General features: G+C 32.2%; 33 protein-coding genes. 15 read left to right on the top strand and 18 right to left on the bottom strand.

Annotated features, from left to right (window positions below; translation table 11 throughout):
* The 6 genes from AC1DRF_RS06680 to AC1DRF_RS06655 all read right to left on the bottom strand — a co-directional run.
* Positions 1–184 (bottom strand): SMI1/KNR4 family protein (locus tag AC1DRF_RS06680; protein WP_477740465.1); only part of this gene is annotated, 184 nt, incomplete at its 3' end.
* A 121-nt stretch (positions 185–305) separates the two neighbouring features.
* Positions 306–596: a YolD-like family protein gene (locus AC1DRF_RS06675; protein ID WP_477740464.1), complete on the bottom strand. Its 291-nt coding sequence runs from the start codon at positions 594–596 to the stop codon at positions 306–308.
* A 159-nt stretch (positions 597–755) separates the two neighbouring features.
* Entirely contained in the window at positions 756–1,160 is a 405-nt protein-coding gene (locus AC1DRF_RS06670; RefSeq protein ID WP_195696254.1) for a DUF6262 family protein, read from the bottom strand.
* Positions 1,153–3,159, bottom strand: a complete 2,007-nt coding sequence (locus tag AC1DRF_RS06665) for a tyrosine-type recombinase/integrase (protein WP_477740463.1) — start codon at positions 3,157–3,159, stop codon at positions 1,153–1,155. The genes AC1DRF_RS06670 and AC1DRF_RS06665 overlap by 8 nt, the downstream gene beginning before the upstream one ends.
* Positions 3,156–4,247 (bottom strand): tyrosine-type recombinase/integrase, encoded by a 1,092-nt coding sequence (locus AC1DRF_RS06660; RefSeq protein ID WP_477740462.1) that lies wholly within the window; start codon positions 4,245–4,247, stop codon positions 3,156–3,158. Before AC1DRF_RS06660 ends, AC1DRF_RS06665 begins: the two co-directional genes overlap by 4 nt.
* A 197-nt stretch (positions 4,248–4,444) precedes the next feature.
* The gene (locus AC1DRF_RS06655; protein ID WP_477740461.1) at positions 4,445–5,710 is read right to left on the bottom strand and encodes a Y-family DNA polymerase; all 1,266 of its coding nucleotides are present in this window, start codon (positions 5,708–5,710) and stop codon (positions 4,445–4,447) included.
* A 282-nt stretch (positions 5,711–5,992) separates the two neighbouring features.
* Between AC1DRF_RS06655 and AC1DRF_RS06650 the strand changes: the two genes are divergently transcribed.
* The 4 genes from AC1DRF_RS06650 (at position 5,993) to AC1DRF_RS06635 (ending at position 8,280) form a co-directional block, all read left to right on the top strand.
* Positions 5,993–6,475, top strand: a complete 483-nt coding sequence (locus AC1DRF_RS06650) for a hypothetical protein (protein WP_477740460.1) — start codon at positions 5,993–5,995, stop codon at positions 6,473–6,475.
* The gene (locus AC1DRF_RS06645; RefSeq protein WP_477740459.1) at positions 6,465–7,094 is read left to right on the top strand and encodes a hypothetical protein; all 630 of its coding nucleotides are present in this window, start codon (positions 6,465–6,467) and stop codon (positions 7,092–7,094) included. Before AC1DRF_RS06650 ends, AC1DRF_RS06645 begins: the two co-directional genes overlap by 11 nt.
* Before the next feature lie 9 nt (positions 7,095–7,103).
* Positions 7,104–8,054 (top strand): hypothetical protein, encoded by a 951-nt coding sequence (locus AC1DRF_RS06640; protein WP_477740458.1) that lies wholly within the window; start codon positions 7,104–7,106, stop codon positions 8,052–8,054.
* 70 nt (positions 8,055–8,124) lie between these two features.
* Positions 8,125–8,280 carry a hypothetical protein gene (locus tag AC1DRF_RS06635; RefSeq protein WP_172738189.1) on the top strand — a complete coding sequence of 52 codons (156 nt, stop codon included), beginning with the start codon at positions 8,125–8,127 and terminating at the stop codon, positions 8,278–8,280.
* A gap of 81 nt (positions 8,281–8,361) precedes the next feature.
* Here AC1DRF_RS06635 and AC1DRF_RS06630 read toward each other — a convergent pair whose 3' ends face one another.
* The gene (locus AC1DRF_RS06630) at positions 8,362–8,940 is read right to left on the bottom strand and encodes a hypothetical protein (protein WP_477740457.1); all 579 of its coding nucleotides are present in this window, start codon (positions 8,938–8,940) and stop codon (positions 8,362–8,364) included.
* A gap of 47 nt (positions 8,941–8,987) precedes the next feature.
* Positions 8,988–9,788 carry a hypothetical protein gene (locus tag AC1DRF_RS06625; protein WP_477740456.1) on the bottom strand — a complete coding sequence of 267 codons (801 nt, stop codon included), beginning with the start codon at positions 9,786–9,788 and terminating at the stop codon, positions 8,988–8,990.
* 177 nt (positions 9,789–9,965) lie between these two features.
* On the opposite strand from AC1DRF_RS06625, the gene AC1DRF_RS06620 reads away from it, so the two are divergent.
* The gene (locus tag AC1DRF_RS06620) at positions 9,966–10,187 is read left to right on the top strand and encodes a hypothetical protein (protein WP_477740455.1); all 222 of its coding nucleotides are present in this window, start codon (positions 9,966–9,968) and stop codon (positions 10,185–10,187) included.
* 176 nt (positions 10,188–10,363) lie between these two features.
* Here AC1DRF_RS06620 and AC1DRF_RS06615 read toward each other — a convergent pair whose 3' ends face one another.
* Entirely contained in the window at positions 10,364–10,726 is a 363-nt protein-coding gene (locus tag AC1DRF_RS06615; protein WP_177564426.1) for a hypothetical protein, read from the bottom strand.
* Between the two features lie 22 nt (positions 10,727–10,748).
* Positions 10,749–11,420, bottom strand: a complete 672-nt coding sequence (locus AC1DRF_RS06610; RefSeq protein ID WP_477740454.1) for a hypothetical protein — start codon at positions 11,418–11,420, stop codon at positions 10,749–10,751.
* 565 nt (positions 11,421–11,985) lie between these two features.
* On the opposite strand from AC1DRF_RS06610, the gene AC1DRF_RS06605 reads away from it, so the two are divergent.
* The gene (locus tag AC1DRF_RS06605) at positions 11,986–12,348 is read left to right on the top strand and encodes a DUF7668 domain-containing protein (protein WP_274157665.1); all 363 of its coding nucleotides are present in this window, start codon (positions 11,986–11,988) and stop codon (positions 12,346–12,348) included.
* Positions 12,349–12,492: 144 nt separating this feature from the next.
* The gene (locus tag AC1DRF_RS06600; RefSeq protein ID WP_477740453.1) at positions 12,493–13,710 is read left to right on the top strand and encodes an MFS transporter; all 1,218 of its coding nucleotides are present in this window, start codon (positions 12,493–12,495) and stop codon (positions 13,708–13,710) included.
* A 137-nt stretch (positions 13,711–13,847) separates the two neighbouring features.
* On the opposite strand, the gene AC1DRF_RS06595 is transcribed toward AC1DRF_RS06600, so the two are convergent.
* Positions 13,848–14,279: a hypothetical protein gene (locus tag AC1DRF_RS06595; RefSeq protein ID WP_274582581.1), complete on the bottom strand. Its 432-nt coding sequence runs from the start codon at positions 14,277–14,279 to the stop codon at positions 13,848–13,850.
* A gap of 98 nt (positions 14,280–14,377) precedes the next feature.
* Positions 14,378–14,797, bottom strand: coding sequence for a hypothetical protein (locus AC1DRF_RS06590; protein ID WP_274582582.1), 420 nt, complete (start codon positions 14,795–14,797; stop codon positions 14,378–14,380).
* A gap of 206 nt (positions 14,798–15,003) precedes the next feature.
* Here AC1DRF_RS06590 and AC1DRF_RS06585 point away from each other — a divergent pair, with 206 nt between their 5' ends.
* Both AC1DRF_RS06585 and AC1DRF_RS06580 read left to right on the top strand, forming a co-directional pair.
* Positions 15,004–15,540 (top strand): hypothetical protein, encoded by a 537-nt coding sequence (locus AC1DRF_RS06585; RefSeq protein ID WP_477740452.1) that lies wholly within the window; start codon positions 15,004–15,006, stop codon positions 15,538–15,540.
* A gap of 40 nt (positions 15,541–15,580) precedes the next feature.
* The gene (locus tag AC1DRF_RS06580; protein WP_477740451.1) at positions 15,581–15,991 is read left to right on the top strand and encodes a hypothetical protein; all 411 of its coding nucleotides are present in this window, start codon (positions 15,581–15,583) and stop codon (positions 15,989–15,991) included.
* Positions 15,992–16,036: 45 nt separating this feature from the next.
* Here the strand turns inward: AC1DRF_RS06580 and AC1DRF_RS06575 are convergent, their stop codons facing one another.
* The 3 genes from AC1DRF_RS06575 to AC1DRF_RS06565 all read right to left on the bottom strand — a co-directional run bounded on the left by AC1DRF_RS06575 (position 16,037) and on the right by AC1DRF_RS06565 (position 17,776).
* On the bottom strand, positions 16,037–16,492 hold the full coding sequence (locus tag AC1DRF_RS06575) for a hypothetical protein (RefSeq protein WP_328175352.1): 456 nt from the start codon (positions 16,490–16,492) through the stop codon (positions 16,037–16,039).
* Positions 16,493–16,560: 68 nt separating this feature from the next.
* The gene (locus tag AC1DRF_RS06570; RefSeq protein ID WP_477740450.1) at positions 16,561–17,142 is read right to left on the bottom strand and encodes a hypothetical protein; all 582 of its coding nucleotides are present in this window, start codon (positions 17,140–17,142) and stop codon (positions 16,561–16,563) included.
* Between the two features lie 55 nt (positions 17,143–17,197).
* Positions 17,198–17,776, bottom strand: a complete 579-nt coding sequence (locus AC1DRF_RS06565) for a hypothetical protein (protein ID WP_477740449.1) — start codon at positions 17,774–17,776, stop codon at positions 17,198–17,200.
* A 168-nt stretch (positions 17,777–17,944) separates the two neighbouring features.
* On the opposite strand from AC1DRF_RS06565, the gene AC1DRF_RS06560 reads away from it, so the two are divergent.
* The 3 genes from AC1DRF_RS06560 to AC1DRF_RS06550 all read left to right on the top strand — a co-directional run bounded on the left by AC1DRF_RS06560 (position 17,945) and on the right by AC1DRF_RS06550 (position 19,271).
* On the top strand, positions 17,945–18,400 hold the full coding sequence (locus tag AC1DRF_RS06560; protein WP_477740448.1) for a YoqH family protein: 456 nt from the start codon (positions 17,945–17,947) through the stop codon (positions 18,398–18,400).
* Positions 18,401–18,470: 70 nt separating this feature from the next.
* Positions 18,471–18,848: a hypothetical protein gene (locus AC1DRF_RS06555; protein WP_477740447.1), complete on the top strand. Its 378-nt coding sequence runs from the start codon at positions 18,471–18,473 to the stop codon at positions 18,846–18,848.
* A 207-nt stretch (positions 18,849–19,055) separates the two neighbouring features.
* Complete coding sequence (locus tag AC1DRF_RS06550) at positions 19,056–19,271, top strand: hypothetical protein (protein ID WP_098366493.1); 216 nt, start codon at positions 19,056–19,058, stop codon at positions 19,269–19,271.
* A gap of 155 nt (positions 19,272–19,426) precedes the next feature.
* Here AC1DRF_RS06550 and AC1DRF_RS06545 read toward each other — a convergent pair whose 3' ends face one another.
* The 3 genes from AC1DRF_RS06545 to AC1DRF_RS06535 form a co-directional block, all read right to left on the bottom strand.
* The gene (locus AC1DRF_RS06545; protein WP_477740446.1) at positions 19,427–19,879 is read right to left on the bottom strand and encodes a DUF4288 domain-containing protein; all 453 of its coding nucleotides are present in this window, start codon (positions 19,877–19,879) and stop codon (positions 19,427–19,429) included.
* 126 nt (positions 19,880–20,005) lie between these two features.
* The gene (locus AC1DRF_RS06540; RefSeq protein ID WP_477740445.1) at positions 20,006–20,515 is read right to left on the bottom strand and encodes an ankyrin repeat domain-containing protein; all 510 of its coding nucleotides are present in this window, start codon (positions 20,513–20,515) and stop codon (positions 20,006–20,008) included.
* Between the two features lie 50 nt (positions 20,516–20,565).
* Positions 20,566–21,210, bottom strand: coding sequence for an ImmA/IrrE family metallo-endopeptidase (locus AC1DRF_RS06535; protein WP_477740444.1), 645 nt, complete (start codon positions 21,208–21,210; stop codon positions 20,566–20,568).
* 134 nt (positions 21,211–21,344) lie between these two features.
* Here AC1DRF_RS06535 and AC1DRF_RS06530 point away from each other — a divergent pair, with 134 nt between their 5' ends.
* The 3 genes from AC1DRF_RS06530 to AC1DRF_RS06520 all read left to right on the top strand — a co-directional run bounded on the left by AC1DRF_RS06530 (position 21,345) and on the right by AC1DRF_RS06520 (position 22,322).
* Positions 21,345–21,476, top strand: coding sequence for a colicin immunity domain-containing protein (locus AC1DRF_RS06530; protein WP_477740443.1), 132 nt, complete (start codon positions 21,345–21,347; stop codon positions 21,474–21,476).
* The gene (locus AC1DRF_RS06525; protein ID WP_477740442.1) at positions 21,467–21,625 is read left to right on the top strand and encodes a colicin immunity domain-containing protein; all 159 of its coding nucleotides are present in this window, start codon (positions 21,467–21,469) and stop codon (positions 21,623–21,625) included. Before AC1DRF_RS06530 ends, AC1DRF_RS06525 begins: the two co-directional genes overlap by 10 nt.
* 115 nt (positions 21,626–21,740) lie before the next feature.
* A complete protein-coding gene (locus AC1DRF_RS06520; protein ID WP_477740441.1) occupies positions 21,741–22,322 on the top strand; it encodes a hypothetical protein in 582 nt (193 codons plus the stop codon).
* Positions 22,323–22,371 lie beyond the last annotated feature (49 nt).

Raw genomic sequence — 22,371 nt, 5'->3', positions numbered from 1 at the left:
TATATTCATCACGCTGTCCATTATGTATCATTAACCAGTCTTTAAGGTTTTTGGGGAATGTTAGTCCCATCTTTTGTTCAACCTCTGCAATTTCTAATTCAGCAGCTGCTTCTTTAAGCGTTCCTGCTGCTTCTGGTCGATTTATTTTTAACCACTGCTCAAACTCATTCCAAACTTGCTTCATATTAGGAGCCTCCTTATATAACGTCATTAAATGAATCTAGGAAAAATGATTAGATATTTTTTAAACTTATACTAATTATGTATGGAAATCTTATGTAAATAAACTGTTTTATTATTTTCTACTACATGAAACGAACATCAATTAGCTCGCTTAACCTCATTTTGTTCGTTTGCTTACATCCTTCATCTATAAATACAAATAACCCTCCAAGGGAATCTACAAATTGAATAACTCCTGTTTCCGTTATACATTGCCCATGCTTGTAATACGTAAGGTATACTTTTTTATGTGTATGGAGAGCTTCGATCAAGGTAAAATTAATTTGTTCCATTTGATCTTCTGTTAAAAAAGGTTGAGGTATTTCTGATTGCTTTTTTATAACTTCTTGTAATCCTWTRTATTGCTCKGGCATASTGGCRAAYGGKCGCCATTTTTTCATTTTATCAAGACCTTTCTTTAAAAAATCTGTTGTTTTAATGGTTTTTATCGATGTATCTATGACTACATCGATAACCGATTTTCAAAATTAAGATTCATATGACTTCCTGTTGGCGCACAAATCGAAGACCAATTATAGATCTTCATAAACTTTTCCTAGATTTTTTTTAATCTGATCTTTTAGATGTTGATTTTCTACTTCTAATGAATTTACCTTACGGTTTAAATTATCGATTTTATTCTTTAAGGCCTCTATCAACACATCCTTAGATGCATCAGATGTATTTCTCTTGAGGTTTTTAGCTTCCCGTAAACCTTCTTGTTGATGACGCAAGTTTTCTATACGTTTCCTGATAGATAAATCTCTGTATAAAAAGGCCTTAGAAACTACAGCCGTTTCAGAAACTGAATTAAAATTAATTGGCTTTTTCTCTTTAATCATTTCTTTTATCGCTTTATCTACTCGACCTTTAGCTTTTGTATGTTTTTCATATGCATAATTTAATATCCCTGTGGTATTTGGACTTTTATTAGCCATTGTTCTTTCGTTCATCTCCTACATACTCGCGTTTATGTTTAGCCATACCGAAGACTCCGTTGTCATTTGCTATCGAATCTCGAATTTCTTTGTATTTAATAAGCTTTGGTTTAATTAACTCAATAGAACGAAGACGCCCACTTGCTTCATATTTCACAATATCTTCTTCCATCTGATTTATTTGTACATTGTAATAATCAAGGAATGTTGTATCGACATGGAAACTCCTACACTTGTTTTTTATACAAGGAACTTCTAGGGAGTAATCTAAGAACTCGCAATGTACTTTGGGACTTTTTATACATAGACCATGATCTAAACGGATTGAGTCCATGTTGTGTCGTATCCACTCAAGTTCTAATCCATTTTCTAAAGCTTGTTCACTTAGGTCTCCCCTTACCAATTCACCATTCGTATCTATACGTATTGAGTTTTGGACTTTTTCCCATTCTTTTCGAAGCGTATTATCCGAAATTTTTGCGTAAGCTAGCGTCATTTCGGGGCTCGTATGCGCCATTAATTTTTGAACGTGTAGAATGTTCATGCCGTTATTAATTAGACTTACTCCATACCTATGCCGGAAGGCATGATTTTTAAAATGGAATGCTGCTCCATCTTTATCAAGAATGTTACATTCGTTTGCTAACTGATTTAATGCATATGTAACTCTGTGCTGAGAAAAAGCCATTCCTCTATTTTTCCCACTAAGGACCGGAAACAGAAAATTATTTAGGTTATGGACTTGTCTTTCGTGGTTGTTAATATATTCTTGTTGTATTTGAACAATAGCCACAATTTCTTCTGAAATTGGAACGATATGTTCTTTTATCCCTACTTTTCGTTGATCACCTGATAACCACCATCCATTTTGTTTATATATTAAGCAATTTAATTTCAATTGACATACATCAGAAACCCTAAAACCAGTTGCCTCCATAATAACTATTAACCTAGCTATTTCAGGATCGATTTTATGTAAATATTCTTGAACTTGCTCCCATACATAATCAGGCACATGTTTAATGTGCTCCCGGTAATGTTTAGTCTCTCTAGAGGGGAAATCCTCTGGAAATATAAGTGTATGAATTGGACTTGTAGGAGCTTCTGGCCAATCAAAAGCTTGCATATATTCAAGTATCCTTCTTACATTTGAAATGCATTCTAGTACATGTCTATTACTCGGGACACGATTCTTAGTATGACTTTTCCCTCCCATGTCGTGATTCCTAATATAAAATAGAAAGTCCTCAATGTCCTTTCGTTTCAAATCTTGGAGAGTACTCCATTTAGGGTAAGTTTCTACAATGAAATCAAAAAACAAAAACATCTTCTTTAAAATATTTTGCATGGTCGCATAGGTAATTTGCTGCTGAACCAGCAACGTCTGGTAGGCATATTTTTTAACGAGCTCTCGATAAGGTTGTTGAATACTTGTAAAGTTAAGAAACCGATCTCTTCGAGACATGTTATAAGGAATACCTAGTTTCTCTACGTTCCATCTATCTTTTTCATATTCAGGTCGTTCATCATAATGGTCAGTGAAGAACTGATAGAATTGTTTGTATATCCCTACATACTCTGAGACATATTCTTGACCCTTTCGGACCTTGGTTAACGGTTTATTATTCTGGACTAGATAAGACTTGTATTCGGTTAAGGATTTATCATAAGGAATATCAAGGATAGATGTGATATATGGGTACTTTTCATCTAAGAACGTTGATATGAAATAAAGCCTATGGAAGTGCATACATACAAAGCTTGTAAAAAGCCACATTTCGTTTGTTAAAGAATAAAATGAATAGTACTTTATCTCAGATCTAATGAAATGATTGTTAATCTTACTAAAATCAACACTTCTGTTACCTGATCTAACTTTTCCAATTCGTTCTTGTATTGGATAATTATCAACACTCCACTTATCTAAGGCCCAATAACCCTGAAGGGTAGTTAGAGGCACCTTTCTTTTTAGAGTAGGAGTTACAGACACTATATTCACTCTTGTATCCCCCCGTGTTGTTTAGCTTGTTCCCAATGTTTTCTTATGGTTTCTTCTGAAGGATGAATGTACATGTTTAATGTGGTTTGTACTTGAGAATGACCTAATAATTTTTGAATGATACCAGCTTTAATTCCAAGGTCGTAAAGATTAGTTGCATAGGTGTGGCGAAGCATATGAGCTGTAAAATCAATATTTGTCTTCTTAGAAATCCGTCTTATTAAGGCCTGTAAAGTCCAGTAATTCATCAGCTTTCCACTATTTTTTCCTTTTATATTAATAAAAACGTAGTTCAAATCAGCCTCTGCTGTATGATAATCAATTATGTAGTCTTGAAATAGATTCATTGTCTCGTCTGATACATACACTTTTCTCTTCTCACCTGTTTTTGTTTTCGATTCTCTGACGGTAATACTACAATCGCTTATACTAAAGTCTTCTATCCATAAACTTAATAACTCTGAAGCTCTTAATCCTCCTTCATACATGATACGAATGATTAATTGGTCCCTAAGATTACTGCATGCTTTATAAATCATTTCAGCTTGTTCATTGGTGATGGTTTTAACCTTTCTTTTGGACTCTTTAAGCTTTAATATATTAATTTTAGTAGTACGGCTACGTACTGTATGGTCTAAGAACCTTCGGTACTTCCTTTTTGTGATTTTGATTTCCTTAGTAGCTTTCAGTTTCATATCAAAAGCTATTTCTCCATTTCGCCATTGAAAATCGTAAAACTCAACTATACAGTTTAGAATAGAATTAATAGAGGATTCTGTTCTTTTAGCTACCTCAATGCTTTTCTTACCTTTATCTAGATAAACTGTATTTGAAACGTTTGCTCCTCTTCTTAACCAACCAATAAATTCTGCTAATAAATTTAAGTCACCTTCTTTATAATGTTTGTTCTTCTCACTTAGAAAAACCCAAAATAACTTTAAGTGATAACAGTATGTCTTAAGAGTGTTAGGAGCTTTTCCCAAAGCATCTTTATACTTTATAAACTTCATGATTGGTACAACTAGCTCTCCACTTTCGTCTAAGACAACCCATCGTTCTTCTTCTGATGATAGAATAACTTTTTGCACTCTAAACGTGGACTCCACCTCCAGTTATTTATTCTATGAATACTATAGATACTACATGTTTTTAGTCTTGTTCTTCATCCTATAAAGAAACAATAATAGGTGAATGACAATCTTTGTATACTTTGTATTCACCCTTATAATATACTATTGTTACTTTCATTCCTCTATCGTGATTCATGATATCTTCCTCCTTTATGCTAAGCTTTATGACCGCCTATAAGGCCATTTCGATAACGAGCTGTTGAGTGATCCAGATAGCTTGAAGCCCGTAGCACACTATTCTTCCCATAATGCATTCGAATTTCATCAATCGTTTTCGCAAGAGCATAGGCTCTTTCACGCTGATCGATATCCTCAAATAAGCTCATTTGCTCCTCTTCTTCAATGCTTGTGTTTGATAAGGAAATCCCAATGGAGCGAATCGGCATTCCATTATCATATGTATGTAAGATGGTTAAACAATACGGAAAAATATCTTGGCTTAAGTTTGAAGCTCTCCCCATTTTCCTTTGTCTTGAGAAGCCTCCACCTGTTTGTTTRCTGTAGCCAATSGATAAATGGATCGTTTGAGCCACCACTTGATGCATGCGTAAACGAAARCAAACATCGTCCAATAGCTCCAATAGTAATAATTCCACTTCTTTTCGGCTTGTATAATCCCGAAAGAGAATCTGACTYTTTCCRAAKGAACGAGAGCTAGGAATGTAYACATCRGAAATRCGACTAAAATCRATCCCATTSGCATGTTGRTGAAGTTCCTCTCCCATGAKGCCAAATTCTTTTTGTARCATCTCYTTYGAAGAAAGAGCRAGTTCTTTTATGGTATAGATSCCTAAACGGTKTAAGCGTCTTTCTGTAGCTGAYGAGATCCCCCAGAAATCCTTCATYGRATGAATCGACCATAACTTAAAGGGRATATCCTCATATCKCCAATAMGCAACSCCTGTTGGRCTGTGCTTCGCTTCMTGATCTAAGCTRACTTTAGCCAGTAAGAGATTAGGACCGATTCCTGCGGTAGCTGTCAGCCGTGTTTTGCGATAAATCTCGTTGATTATTTTATGGGCTAGCTCCTCTGGTGTTTCAGCAAATAAACGCAAAGAAGCTGTCGCATCAATAAACAACTCATCAATACTATACGCATGAAAGTCTTCAGGAGCTACATACTGCAATACCAAACTTGAAATATAGTTAGATGCTTTGATATATCTCTCCATTGATGGATTTACTACATGGATATCTTTCCTTTTAGGAATTTCAAAAAGACGGCTGCCGGTTTTGATCCCTTCTTTCTTTAATAAAGGTGTGGCTGCTAACACAACAGATCCCGACCGTTTAATATCTCCTACAACAGCAAGTCTTGTTTTCAAAGGATTTAACCCTCGTATGACAGATGAAACCGAAGCAAAAAAAGCTTTCATGTCGATGCAAATAATGACTCTGTTTGGTAGCTGCCCATAATCCATTGAACTAACTCCTTAATAAAGAACATTTGTTCTTTATTATATACGAACAAACGTTCTTTATTCAATGGAATATCATACCTTTTCCCGATTATTGATATACATTGAGATGGATTGATGAGTTGAGAAGTAAAAAATAATTATTAAGGTGACATAAAATTCTACTCTAGAATATTAAAATGAATAAAGCTCATAAAATAGTTAGTATGATGTAGAAGAAATGGTATAATTGGACTAAAAAAGAAAACATTCTCAAAGAATAGCCTTACTAATGGGGAGGAAATTATGAACAGTTATGGTAAATTGTTCAGAGGACATCGTAATAAAAGTATTCAATTGTTTCTCCGTTCCTATAATCCTGATAAAGACAGATATTTTGAGGTAATAAAGGAAGCACGAAGTGAAGGATTGAAACAGGTTATTATTAATTCGGAAATTATGACTGATATTTTATATGCTACTTTAAATTCAGAAGATGGATTGATTTTAAAGGTAAATATGTCAGACAACACCGATGAAGATGTCAAGGACAATATAAAAGCGATTATTAAAAAAATAAAATTTAACAAATTAATTTTTGAAAATTTAAAAAAGGAATTAGAATGGGCAGCGGATAGTGGATCTATTGATATAAATAGTATCGACGTTTATTTCTCCAACAAAAGGTACGAAATCTATTCTAATGGTATTATTCATGGTGATAATTTAGATTCGATATTTGAAAAAATAATGAAACCGGTATTAGAAAAGTATTTCTATGGCAAATAAAAAAGAAGATATAAAAAGTGAAGTAAAAAGAAATCTTAGAAGTATCGCTATTCTACTAATTGTTCTATTACTTATGCATCTTGGTGTTTCTATAACGAAAATTACAAATTTTACTGAAGATAAAAAAATTATATGGACATTTGATTTCGGTATTTTAAATACTTTAGTAAGTATGCTTTTTTCGTTTATCTATTACTTTTATAAAGGTAGAAAGTTACAAATAAAAATAAATATTTTAAATAAAAAAGAAGATATAAATGAAATAACCCTCCGAGAAAGAAACCCTGAAGAAATTTATGTGAAGCTAAATGTTGAAGGAAGGTATAAAAAGTTCTCCTCTAAAGTCGAAATTTCCTTTCCTCACTGGATTGATGTTCAGATTAGGCCAAAACATTATTTAACATTCGATGAAGAAAAAAATACATGCCATATTGATTTAAAGAGTTTAATTGCAAATAAAGACAATATATCATTAACAGAATCTATAACCTTTGACGTAATTAATAATGACAATGACAAGAATGAAGATTTAATAGAAGCTAAAGTAAAGTTAGGTTTATTCGCTAAGTTTTTCAAAATAGGAATAGAAAATAAAGGGATAAAAATAAAGAGCAAATGAGGTATCTGTATGACACTTTCAAGATGGACAGATAATTCAGAGAAAAGCATGGACGAAATTTTAGAAAATATGCTGGATTACGACAATTGGTTGACTCGGGAGACAGATCCAAAAACAGGTGAATATTTAAGATATAAAGTTGTTAAAAATTTTGAAGAGAATCAAACAATTACCTTAAACAGTCAAGAGATCACTTACAATTACATAGAATATGAGTTTGAAAGAGTACGTGATGTTGAAGAGAATAATGAAATGAAATCTTTAAGGGTTTATCCTACATCAGGCTATATTATAATTTATACTGATGGCGTTCTCACTCAGTATATTACTAATCGTTCGGGCGGGGATCATACAAAGACTATATTAAGGAAACTTAATAATTATAGTAAGAAGTTAGAACTAACATCGAATCCTTTCACTATAAGTGAGGACATGTTTATATGGATGATTTACAGGGTTCTAAACTATGGTGAAATTTCTTTAGACGATGATTCACATTTGTTATTACAGAAAATAATAGGTTTTAAGGGAGCTACAAATGATAAGTTAGCTGAAGTTAAGGGTACTGGAAATAAGATTATGAACCTTTTAAGTACGTTAGCTTTTTTATTTGAAAATGAACAAGTTTCTTTCATTAAGCCAAGAATTGAATACCAGAAAGAAACGGTTGAAATTTCTTTAGACTTTAATGGTGTAATTGATATTGATTTTGAGAGTTATACTGGGAATTATTTATTACGCCAAGATTATGAAAAAAAATCTATAGTTGCCTTAATTACTTTCTTAGAAATAATACCCAAAATTTTGACAAGTTTTCACAATGATAAAGACGATAAGGTTTGGTCTCCAGATGAAAAAGTAAACTTTTTTTCTAATATTGGTGCTTCAATACAAGCTAAAATCAAGGAAAAAATAGCAGAAGCAGCTTCAGAAGCAGCAGCTGCTAAAGAAATTGAATAACTCTAAGCAACACCAAACAACATTAAAACATTGTTTGGTGTTTTTTAATCGCAAAAGGAGAAATTATTACATGTATCAAATGAGAATCTTTACATTAAGAGACGGTACTAAAAGGAAAATAAAGATCGAAGAGGGAATGACCCTTCAAGATGAGTTAAAAAAGGCAGGAATTACAGAATCAGATATATTTCAAATGCAATTAGTAATCGAAGATGATAAAATGTAATTCTAGTTGTGCATTTTTGCTAAAATAGGCAGCCAAATATTTGGCTGCCTGTTTGTTTTTAAAAGTTATTAAAACGAATTTCTAAATGGAAATTACCTGTGTATCTATAATTTGTTTCATCAATATTAAGGAAAACTTCACACCATCTTTTTCTGAGAGTATTTTATGTAGGTAGATTTTTGTGTCATCTGAATAAGATTCTGGAAAGGTAATACTTAAATAAGTCATTTTCTTTTTATCGGCTTCCCAAAAGCGATATTTAATTTCCTCCCTTCCCGCATATTTCGAAAGAAATCTATCAATTGTTAACCCTGGCTTATGCCAATTAACAATCGATTTATTTATCCAAACCTCATTCCAGCTTTCGAAATAAGGAAAATGTGCAAGTACATTTCTTATGAATTTAAAGAGTTCACTTCCTATTTCTGCCTCCATAGGCGGCCTTTTCTCTTTCATTTCCTTTAGTAGCCACTTAATTGGCTCATAATTTAGTAATTCAGAATATATTGAGAAGGCGATATTTATTTTCGAAAAACGATACATTGCGTCTTCTTCCCAAAACTCTTCTTTAAAAGCTTCTTCAAAAACATCATAGAATTTATTGTAAGACATATTCAAAAATTGTATTTCTGCTTGGTTCGGTCTTGTGAAGCTCTTCATTTTAATCTCCTTTTTAAAATGCATTATTGCAGGCTAGAGCCTGTCTACTATTCCTTAAGACTATTTTTCTCCGTTACTATAGCAAGACACTCCTCATATATCGTTGAGTCGTTTATTGATTCAAAAACCCATTTATATTGCCTTGAAGCAAACAACCCACTTTCTAATAATTGCGACATAAATTCATTCGGAAAACGAAGTTCATATACGTCCTCTAAATAGGTTGAATCCTTAAAGTACTCTTCCTTCATGAGAAAATTCACTCTTACTGCGGGCGATACATCTGCCATGGAAACGTTTATCTCAAAATAGAAATCGTTCGATTCCATTTTGTTTATAAAAATCTCTCTGTCTATTTCTTCAAGCTCCCAATCTCTAGTGCTTTTATTACGTATTAATACACCATTAAATCCTTTTACTAACTCGATAAAGGTTGCTCTTCTATTTAAAAAGAAGTTAATACGCTTCATGGGTTCTAAAGTTATACCCTGAAGTCTTTTATTGTTGTACATCTCAATAAATAAAGCCACTATTTCCGATATTTGTGTTTTTAGAAATGTTAAGATTTCTGGTGAATCTTTTATTAAACCTCTATCTTTCAACTCAACAGGGATGTTTTGTGCAGCAACAGCCAGTTGTTTAAACAATATAAAGTGATCCTTAGTATCAGTAGGAAACTTTCTTAAAACCACAAACACCTCATGTGTAATTCTATATCCCAACTCAATGGTTTCTTCAGGAGAAAGCTTTTTTAACTTATTTTTCACATCATCTATTATTAGAGATTGATCTTTAGCATCCTGCTTTTCTGACTTATTTAGTAAAGCACTTAAAATAGTAAGTAACAAATTATTCACCTCTTTATTTTATTTCAGCATAGATTATTAAAATCCTTATTATAAATGTACATCTTTTTAATTTTCCGGAGTATTGAGCATACTAATGAAAATAGATCATTTAGAAAGCGAGGGAACAAGGTGAGTATTTTTAAAATTGACAGGTCTGTTGTTGTGGATGAAAAAGCCATGAGACACAGGAAAGATGAACTTTATAAGCTCGTTAATGAAATAATGGATCAACGTGATTTAGAAACATTGATGATTGCTACTCTATCGAAAATCGCTTTTATTGATTATTTATTAGGCTTGGATGTTATGGAAAACAAACGCCTTGAGTCCATGATTAATGTAGTTAATAGTAACCGTAATACAAATCATCAATTAACAGATTTTTATATCCGTTTTTAGTTAAAAAACGTTCGTAAAAGTATACACGAAAACAAAGAACGTTCATTAAGTGTTTTTGGACTTTTACGGATATATAAAATAATCGATTTTGATAATTTTTCACGTGTTCGTAAAGGTATACTTTTACGGACTGTGTATTTGACTTTGTTTCAAAACATTAAAGGTGTAACATTCTATTATTCATTATTTTTTTCTTTGTCAGGTATATTCTTAAAAACATTTTCTCCTGGATCAAATCCCTCTGGTCTCCAATAGTGTTCTTCGTACTTACCTTCTTCAAATATCTTTCTAAGATAAGTGATAGCATCAAACCATGTACTAAATACTAAAAATGAATAAGGAAGGCTACCTTCATCATTCCATACAATCCACTTATCTTCTTTAGATTGTGTAACAAGGTAAGAAGCATCAGGAGGCATTTTGAATATCTCATATGTATTCTCAAGGACATCATCCCAAGAGTTAAAGCCTAATTCTTTAGCAAAAATTTGATATTCCTTTAAAAATATATTTTTTACGAACCTAGAAATACGCCCCATTATTTAATCCCCTTTCTTTTACTTAAATATCAAGTAGTCGGTCATTAATTTGTACTACTTTAGAGTCTTCTGGGAAAGTTGAGCACACTTCTTGTATAGATGAATATCTATCCTCGTTTGAAAACAAGAAAAACCCTGCTCCATCATGGAAAATAGTTATGAACGTAGTATCTTCTTCCGTTTTAAAAATAGGGATAGATACGTTTTTCCATCTGCCCCATTCCTTAACTCTCTTGAGCTCAAAATTTAAATTTTTAGAATAAGAAAGCGAATAAAATTCATTCATATTAGCAAGGTAAAAGGTATGTTCTAATGCTAAGGATAATGTACGCGCGTCTTTAATTGGTAAATTAAAACATCTAGGGTGATAGGTAACCCGTTTAAAAAATGTATAGTAAGCTTGTTTTTCCTCTAATAATTCATAGCTATATTCTATACCTAATTGATTAAATTCCTTTTCAAACTCCTCTGCCATCATATCATCACAAAGGAATGTAAGGTATAAAGGATACCTATCCTGCTTAATTAAGAAAGCGAGTAAAAAATCCCTTTGTTCATCCCTATCGTCAACGCTTTCCATTGTTTCAGATATAAAGTAAACAGAGTCAATAGGTCCTTCCAATTGAACATAATGCCCCACCATTTCATCAAACTCCGCATTTAACTGTTCTTCTTGAATCCAAATCTCACTCATATAAAACCTCCTTCACATATAAAAGACCTGCATAAGCTAATAATTTTTCTTATTTGGCTTTAAAGATTTGTTGCATATTGTATAGAAAAATAGTTAAGGTTCAAATTTGTTGTCTAAAACAGCCGTGCAAATAACATCTGGGGGAGTAGTAAAGTCCTTTATGTACAAGAGCAAAATAAAAAGCAACCTCATTTTTGTCATAGGAGTAAGGTTGCTTTTTAGGATTCACACTCGTTGAAGAATGAATGCCATAACCATTAAATTATATCATAATTTTCCAATTTATTTATATTTTTCTTGATGCTACATATGTATAAAAGGAGCTCTTTTTATACATTCTCGTTTCTTTCAACTACCCAAAGAACATAGTCATATCAACGATGTATAAAAAGACGCATACTCAAGCAAAAGAATCCTTAGCTGAACCCTACTGCCGCAAGGGTTCTTTTGCTTTCTTGGTTCCGGAAAGAGACATTATGTTAACTAAAAGTGTATACTTTATACACTGAATATCAGAGTAAAACTGATATAATAAATGGAACTCATAATATATAGGAGAACTAAAATGATTACAGATTCTTTAAAAAAAGAAATGGTAAAAAAATTGAAGATATTGATACACCAATTAGTTGAAGGTAATATAGAAAACATTGTTTCTTCCGGTTTTTCTGAAATAACTGAGGCAGAAATTAGAGAAGAATTAGGATATTATCCTGGTAAAATGACTTTACCTCCAAATGAAGCATATCAGAATTGGGAAGATGAAATTGATATATATGAGGTGGAATATAAGTCTCCGCCTAACTACGAGGGAACCTTTAGTTTATACTATGATGAAGAACGAAGTGATTTAACTTTAAAATTCAATATATATGTTGAAAACGATAATGAAATTTTAATTAAAATACGTGATTTAGATGTAATGTAAAAAAAGGTCCTTTTAATCAAGGACCTTTTTTGCTACCTATAATGCCGATTATGTTAACTAACTTTATATATAATATTCATTCATTTTTCGCATTTGTAATGTGTTAAAATGGAATTAATAGGAAAATGCGATTAGGAGGTAGAAGTGAATTTTTTAAAAACGATATTACGGAATAAAAACTTAAGCATTGTATTGGGAAGCCAGTTAGTATTTCAATTAGGGATATGGTTCGGTACAATTGGAAACTTGCAATTCTTACAAACTCATGTCGAATCTCATTTTTTTCAAGCTTTTTTTCTTGTCATCGGAGGGATTATAGGCGTCATCATCGGTCCATATGCTGGACGTTATATAGATGTTACGCTCAAGGTAAAGGTATTGAGATTGGTAGGAGTAATGAGAATTCTTTCTGTTATAGCTATGTTAATTGCTATCTATACAGGATCGATTTATTGGATGATGATTTACAGCATAGGGATTGGCTGCTCTGCTTCATTTTTTAATCCCACAATACAGACTATTTTACCTTCAATCGTTGATAAAGACGATCTGATTACAGTTAATGCTATTAATATAAATATCATCACATTATCAAGAATCTTTGGTGCTGTATTAGCAGGTTTATTACTAACTGTTGCACCTTTATATGTATTGTTTTTAATTGCTCTTATTGCTTATCTTACTTTGTATTTCATCAATTTTTTGTTGGTTGTTCCCGAAGCTTTGCAGCAAAACGTTAAAAAGACTAAGACTAAATTTAAAGACATCTTTCCTATTATTCTAAAAGATCATTCAATAAAGATTGTGCTAGTAGTATCTATTATTCCCCTCATTTTCATTTCTGGATTTAATTTATTTGTGATTGAAGTAGGTAAAGGTCAGCCTGGCTTTATTATGGGAATCCTCTATTTTGTAGAAGGAGCAAGTATATTAGTTGCGGGACTCTTTATAAAAAAAGTCATTAAACGGTATCAAAAACATGTATTTATTCTCCTGTTCGCTTGCTGCTTAATGGGAATAGCTCAACTTCTATTGTCATTGACAAGTATCTATATGACAGTCTTAGCATTTGGTTTATTTGGCTTGGCGTACGGCATGTTTAATCCTCTGTTATATACATATTCTCAACAAAAAGTGCCTTCAGATATCCATGGACGATTTTTTTCATTTAAGACAATGATTGATCGAACTATTATGCAGTTATGTCTTGTGATAATTGGTTTTTTACTTGATCAAATAGGATACAAAAGTTTAATGATGTTGCTAGGTCTATGCACTTTTACGTTAGTTTTTTCTATTTTCATTAACTCTATAATTTATTCTACACGTTCTAGGAATAGAGATGAGTTTTACAATGGTTAAAAATAAGAGAGAGCTTGGTTTTACCAAGCTCTCTCTTATTTTGTTTCTGATACGATGATTATGTTAACTGAATTTGTATTTAGTAAAAAGAGCTATTTGTAATTTAAGGAAAAAACAAACTTCATATTTTTTATCAGCTATTTATATGTGTACCAAACGCTCCATTCATTATTAGAATTTTTTGCGATAAACATGATTCCAGTAGACGCGCTTACTCCTTGGGAGATTTTTGGAAAGTGTAATTTTATGAACCAAGAATTTTCAGCAATACCTTTCCCACATAGGTTTTTTGCTAAGTTGTAGTATGGTCGAGCTGTTTGTGGTGATGATAGTGGTCTTGCTTCTTCTACTTTCCATATGTTGTATTCCTTGTAGGGATAAGCTTTTGGTACTAATTTGTTCAATGCAAGAAGCACCTCTTCTTTTTCCCTTTCGTGAACTTTAACCGTAGAAGAAACCTTTGGGCACTTTGGTTCCAAGTAAGGTAAAGGTGTATCATTTAAACTTGCTTTCGCTGTAGTACACATATATAAAGAAAGCAAAATAGAAGAAATAAAAAATCCAACCAATCGATTTGTGTTTATAAAGCTACACCTCAGTCCATATATTGCTTGGTTTGTTTTTACACGTAATCATTGTTGCTCTAAAATTAAGTACATTAGTCGTTTTACCTATCAACGAATTTACTGAGATTTTTAAATTCATCGGGCGTAATAGTTCTATGTTTATACTGTATGACACTATGTTTTGTATAATTTTCCCCAGGAAACCGAAAGGTAATACGTATTAATTTGTAGGGAGGATTAATTGGTCCTTCATATCCTACTACTCTTATTGTCACATCATAAAAGTCATTCTGTTCATTTCTTATTATTTTCTCTATACGCCCAGAAGTAAAAAGTTGTGGGTCGCCATGTTTTTCCATGGTATTTAATATAATAGGTCCCAGCTTTCTAAGAAAAGCTAACTCCATTATTGTAGGCGGCTTATTTTGAGGTACATATTCAGTTTCAGCACTAACTTCTCCAACTTCCTTAAAGGCAACTAAGCATAGAATAAAACTTAAACTAATCAGGATTTTTTTCAAGGCCGGTCTCCTTTTCATATGGGTGATACTTAGTTTGTGTTAATTTACTATTAATATTAGTTTCCTTCTTTGAATAAAAATTAAGGAAAAATCTTATTAGTTGTCACACTAAGAAAAAGAAGGTGAACAGTATTATAATTAGTTTTTTTACGATTGCTGTTATTCTTATATGTCTTTTTATTTTAGTTCGTAGGAGTACTGTTGCTTTGAAGAATGTTCTTATCTTTGAAGTTATTTACCTTCTTTTTCTGTTTCCTGAACCTTTTTCATTATGGTACGCGTCCATTTATCTATGGCTGCCTTTTGTAGAAATTGGGTTACTTCTTTTAATCTGTTTTATTCTGTCTAAATATGAAACACCCATTAATTTAAAGAACAAAAGACATTTATCCCTCACCGGTTTCTTGCTTTTAACTATTATTTATGCTGAATGGTTCAATGGAGCGATTTCTTTTGGTAGTAATTTTGCTAAATTTGCTCATTACCGAGACGGGTTGAAACCTTATTACCACATTATTCCTATAAAAATAGTAAAGTCGAATGACCTTAATACGCGTCCTTTTACAGTTGAGACGGAAACTGTTCATGTATATACAGGCAATCCTTTTTACCCTACAGCTGTAGCAGAAAGGGACGGAAACCTTTATTATTATGAGCCTGGAGGATTTGGCGAGATAGGCAATTGGTTTCAATATGGTATCCCGAAAGGCTACCAAGTTTCGTTTCAATGGAAACGAAAATAAAGATTGCCCAATAATAAAAAGGAAAAGAGGATGATATAGGATGTCATCATTCTATCGGAATTTGAATCGGCATGAAACGTATGTCACAAACAAAAAACAACTAAAAAAATATATTCCGCCACTTACTAACGTAAATTTTTCATTTGGGTTAACAAGATGTTTTGAATACGACAACAGTCGTTCTCATCATCCTGAATTAAAAGGAACAGTAGTGGCTGTTGCTTCATTTTATAGAGATAGAAGTTTTAATCTTTCATTCTTTCCAATAGTTCGTAATGTGTATCCTGAAGCTGCTTATGAAGAATTCAATCATAATATATTGCTGGCTATTCAAAGATGGGTGTGCGAACAACTGAAGAAACCTGATACAGCAATTGTAGGTATTGAACAATTGATTGTTGAATGGAAGGGTAATAAGCATTTATTGCATAATGTAACATTCTTACACTAGTGTAAATTAAATGTGCAAAAATAGAGCCTCAGAATTAATGAGGCTCTATTTTTGATGAAACGTAAATGTTTCTTGATATTGTCTTTCTTCTCCTTGTTCTTTCCATGTTATCACAACGTTTAAATCTGTTGCTTTTTCAGCCAAACCGAAATTAGAAACATGTAAGGGATGTCCACCTTTCTGAGAAAGCTGCGGTGGCTCGATAGTTGGTAAAAGCCCGTATTTTGTAATCGAATTGGCTTCATTGCGAAATAATTGAATTTTTACATCATGCACGTTTTTCCCTATGTTTTTTACATCTAAACTATAGGTATGATAGACACCTTTTTTTGCTTTTGCTAAGTTAGGATCGTCATTATCTGGCTTCATAACCTCAACGCTCCACTGTTTGGATGTTTCTTTCGTTGGTAATTCAGGAAAAGCAAGTGCCTTAGCTTCTATGCTATTGCTTATAAGTAAAAGAATAGATGTAATGAGTGTAATAAGAGTTATTTTTTTCATAAGAATACACACCTCCTAATAAGTAGGGTGCTCTTACTAAAAGAAATTATTTAAACTATTATATAAACTTACTCCGCACATTCACCCCAAGGAATTAGTTTGTTATCTTTCCCATAGCAGTCGATATAAAAAGGCTTCATCTTTTCTAAATTAGTGTTTAATGGGAGTTTTTTGAAGTGTATAAAATATGTTCCTTTTTTTATTGGAGCAGTGTAGGAAGACTTTTTATCTAACGTAAAAAGGTGTAGCATTTTAATACGATTTTCCTCATTAAATCCGTAAACCACGCTGTAGGGAACTTTATCAAGGTACATAGTGTCATTGTTTAATTTTTGAACAGTAGAACCCATCCCATTAATGAATGTGTATCTATCTTTTTCTTTTTTGAACGTTGCACTACCCAAATAATCATTTGAGTAAGCATAGTACGTAAACAGTACGGTGTAGTAATGTTTTTTAGGAGTTTTCACCATCTTTAAGACTTTAACAGGCTTGGATGAATCGAAATAGGTTCTTGTTTCCTTTAATAATTCTTTGATTTGACGTTCAATCATATCAGGATAGGGTGTTTGTGTTTGAGCTACAGCCGAAGAATAAAGACTTAAAATTAATAAGCTACTTAGAAATAAAATCGTAAGTTGTTTGATCATTTATGTTCCTCCAGTAATAGAAATTCCATAACAGAGCTGAATATCAAATCTTAGCCTAGCGTACACACTTGCTACTTGGAATTACCTTATTATCTTGGTCATAACAAGTAACGGTTACAGGGTACATGTCCTTTTCTCTCATGTTAGAAGGAAGCTTTTTATAGTGAACAAAATATTTCTCTTTCCCTGGATGAATGGAATATTCTAATTGTTTATTAAGAGAGGTAACATAGATGGTTTTAATTTTTTTTCCTATATTCTCACTGTAAATCATATAGTATAATTCGTTGTCTACTGTAAGGGGTGATTCACTTAGAGTGTTTATAGCATATCCTAACTCACCGACATATTTAAATTCACCATCTTGCTTTCGAAAAGAAGCTTCACCTAAGTAATTTAAAGAATCAGCACGAAATTTGAATAGGGCAGTGTAGTAATTCTTATGAGGAACTTTTGCCAGTTTGACAACTTTCAATTTAGTAGACGAATTAACGTTAGCTTCCATTCGAATAAGTTCTTCTCTTATCTGCTTTTCAATTGTGTTTGGATACGTTGTTTGGGCTAAAGATAGAGAATTAAGAATTAAAAAAAGCAATATAGCTATTGCAACTAAAACTATGCCACGTTTAGGCATATAGACTCCTCCTAATTTTCTGTGTCATACAGAAAGCTAGAAGTAGTATACCCAATTTTAATATACATAATGTCGAAATAATAATGTTCATTGGACTCCGTACGTAAAGATTGTTATAAACTAGGCAGATAAAGGGGAACATAATAAAAAATCAAGGAGTAATGTTTAATGAAATCCCTTATTTTCGGCCTTTTTATCCTTATAAGTACGGTTGCCTATCCCCTACAAACACACGCTGATAGAATGCCTTGTACTATTACTTTAGAACCGATCGATAAGAATATGAAAAATGCCAAAGGCACAGCATTAATTTACAAAGTTCAATTGGGGAGTCCTCCTAGCTTTCCACGGACGAATATAAGCATTCTAGGGGTTCATCTTCCTAAGCCATCGTCTTATGGACAGTATGATGGTTATGAAGGATATGCAACCATACCGAATGAAATTAGCTGGCGATTCCGTATGTATCCCACTCCTGAAGATGAAAGTCCTACGTGGGCTGGTCGATTCGATTTAATTACAGCAGATATGAAAAATGTAAAAGTACAAGTTCGCCTTTCCAACTCAAAAACAGAAAAACTCGGACCTCCTGTTCTCCAAAATACAATAAAAATATGTAAGTAGCTATTTTATAAAGTGCGGATAATTATTTTTACTTAAACTGACATTTAATCATAACTGAGGAGGAATAAGAATGAAACAATTAGTATGTATCACTTTGATTATGGGACTGTTTCTACCAATAGCTCATAACACATATGCTTATTCTGACACAAATCCTGCTTTATCTAATTTTTATAAAAGTTACATGACGCAAGGTGCTAAAGGCGCTGAGCGTTATGTTGCAAAAGGTGTTACGATTCCAGAAGTAACTGAAAAAACAAGAATTGTGCGTTTTCAAGGTTTGCCTGCTGCCGACAAAGAAAATACACGTATTATGATTGGTTATTTTGAAAATGGGAAAGTAGATATCGATCGTATAGCATTTATTTGGAGGGTTTCTTTTAACAAAGAGAACGTTACTAGCATCGAAAAACTATATGATGGATCAGAACCGAACTTAAAAAAATAAAAGTAAGTTATATAAAAGGCCCTTGGTTGAAATATACCAAGGGCCTTTTGATTCCTAGAAGGCACATTATGGTAACTAAAAATGTATGGAGTATTCATACTAAAAATCATAAATATATTCTGTTTAAAAAGTAAAAAATTACTAATTTTTACGATATACTAATTATGTACACAATAGGATTAGATCAAGAAAAGAGGGAGATTAGTTATGAGTCAATTAAAAAGAAGTATTTTAATTGCAATATTAATTGTAAGTGGGATTCTTATAAGCTTTCTCGTTACCTTTATTAATTATCATATAATCGCTGTAATATTAAAAATAGTTGTACTTTTTATTGGTTTTGTAGTTGCAGGATTGATTCTCCAATCTCGTGAAAAAGGTATTGATACAATTGTACGTACCACCCGTAACAATAAAGAATAATTCTTAATTCTATTGTGTATATGAATAAAAGATCCCCTTTACCTTAGGTAAAGGGAATCTTTTTCTATTCTATATATTTCATTCCTATAAGCCGTGCTATGTAAACTAGCATTCCTGTTTGAAAGTACTTGGTATCTACATATATAGCGTTAATCTTAATTAAAAGCTTTATTTCTTAAGATAAAGCTTTTTCGTATTTGATCTTTTTCCTCTTCAATGACTTCCGGATAGTATCTAGATAAGACATTGGCAAAGCTTTCTTCTTTAGAAATATGTAGAAAGCGTGAATATACTTCTATGCCATTTTCTAATTCCTCATCTTCACATAACAGAAACGCATCTAAACTATCGACGAATTGAAAATTTACAACTTGATCATAAACATTTATATAACTATCTTCATTTTCTTTTGCTTTTGTTTCTGCAATTTCATAGGCTTGATCAAATGATTTTGCTTTAATTAATAAAATACTTTCCTCAAATATTTGATGGTCTTCATAATTTTCGTCAATCTTTTCAGCATTAGGCTTGCCCGTTATTAAGTTTTTATAGAGAACCTTTACTCCATACCATTTCCAAACTGGGGCTCCTTCAGTATGTGTTTGCATGTAAACACTCCATTCTTAAATAATGTAAGAAGAATAATAGCTAGATTTCATCGTAGTTAATAAAGGATTTATTCTTATGAAAAAGTACAAAGAAGGTTAGAGAAACTTAATCATCTAATGAGTGTCTTAATTCTTTAAAAGATTAGCTATTTCTTTGTTACCATACTCTTCTGCATAAAACAAAGCTGTTTTGTCATCATCATCTTTTATGTTCTTATTTGCTCCACTTTCTAATAGTAATTCAACGACTTTTTTATGGTCATAACAGCAAGCAATCATTAAAGGTGTTACCCCATCATTGCTCTTAACTTCAATATTTGCACCATTTTTAATTAACCATTCCACGATTTCTATATAACCTGATCCAGCAGCTATATATAATGGCGAAAATCCTTCTTCATCCTTTAAATTATTATTCACCCCTGCTAATACTAGGAATTTAATGACCTCTAAATTACCTTCTTGTGTTGCCCAATGAAGCATTGTATACCCGCCTTGATCTCTTGTATTAATGTCTATTCCGGAATTTAACAACTCCTGTATCTTCTCTAAATCGCCGTATGCAGCATATTGAAATATCTCTTCCTTCCTCTTTTCCTTATTTTTGGCCACTTTCTTTTTTAGTCTTTTTTTCATTTGCAATCTCCTAATTTAATTATTATTTGCAATATTATTTATTCTTCTAATCATTTAATTTGGCTTTTAAGTCCATATTCTATGGCAAACCATTCTGCAAAGCGCTCGCGTTCTTTATCACTTTTATGTTTGATATCATGAAATTGATTTTCAACATGATGTCCTAGTTCATGAAAAAGTACATCTTTTAGATAAAAGGATTGAATTGATTTCTTATCGAATTTTAAAACCCAACCATTATTTTTTTCAATCCACCTAGTACCATGCCTTTCATACTCAATGCAAATAGAGGGTTTTGGTTTAGTCTTGTAATGTAAACACATTGTTTTTGGAAATGGAAATAGATATATTACCTTATAAAAATCATTGTAAGAGGCGAAGCGAAATTCATTACAATTAAGCTGTTTTTTAGAACCACTGCATAAAAATATTCCTTTTAAGCCTGTTAAGTAATTTGAAGGAATATTATTAATTATTTTCTGTATTTGTTCTTGATTTGCAGGGTGAAAAGCTTCTGGATGCGGCTTATAAGCTCGATACAGTATTCTTTCTTCTTTATCAAGCAACTTTTCGGATTCTTTTGTAATCCTATATATTTCAGTATCATAAGGTGAATATTCAGCTTGATTGGTAAGCTTATTTTCGCTCCAAGGACCACTTCTAAGTCCGTTTGCCAATCCTTTTACTCTTCGCATCCTTATCCCCCTTTTTTTACATTAAAATTATCACTGCCTTTATTTGATAAGTAATTCCATAAAAAATAAGTAAACCCCTTTTTAAGTTTTTACCTATTATTGTACTTAGATAAGGATATTAGGAGGAATACAAAATGATTGCCGATAAGTATAAACAGCTAATTGAAGATTTCTTGAATGAAAAAATAACTGCAGACGAATTTCAAACTCAATATTTTAAAATATTTAAAGAATCCGATGACATATTGGCGGTGAATTGTTTTTAATTTTAAACGGCGTATTTGAATCAGCCGATTGCTATTGGCATGAATGCCTTCCAGGTCAAGAAACCCCCTTTGAAATTTCGGAACAACAATTGAGAAAAGAGGTAAATGGAGCATTAGTTAAATTAAATAAATTACAGGCCGAAGATTAACCTTTTACTACTTAAAATAGACATTATGTGAACTAATAATGTATAGACTATACACTTCTTATATAGATTAGTATGCTATAAATAAAAGAGTATTTAGTTGAAAGGTGGAGCTTTTTTGGATCATTTTGTAGTTAACTTAATTCCAAACGGATTTTACGGCTATGAAGAGAGTGAAGAGCTTCCAGCACATGACTTAATTCTTCGTCCACTACTCTCATGTGCCACAGAGTGTTATGTTTATGGTCTTAAAGAAGATACAGAATTATTTCACCAGTGTACTGATATACTTTCTTCTACCCGCAGTAAATATCAATTAGATTTAAAAAAGGAAGTCATCAAAGGATATGAGCAGCTTTGGAATGCAACAGGATGGCAGAGAGGTTCAATTTTAATATTTATAGAACCAGAAAAGCTTAAGGAGTTAAACATTTTCCCTTCCTGTTATGACCCTAGTATTTTAGAAAACCCCAATTCAGGGGAGAGTATTGCAGCCATTAAATTCTGTAAGAATGTAATTAATAAAGAAAAAATAGTAGGTCTCTGTTTTTCGGCCTCTAATGGTATTGAGTGGATGAAAGTTTACGCAGAGAAGGATATACTGAAAGGATTATATGAGTGTGCGAGAGTACAGTCACTATCTTCAAGCTCAGATTCTATATATAAAGTCAGAAAAAAGCGTAGAAAATTACCTAAATAGTAAGTATCGATGAATCACATTATGGTAACTACCTTTGTATATCGTATAC

Source organism: Priestia sp. P5_B4 (assembly GCF_056400385.1).
Note: the sequence above shows the minus strand (reverse complement) of the source record. Positions and strands in the feature narration are given on the sequence as shown.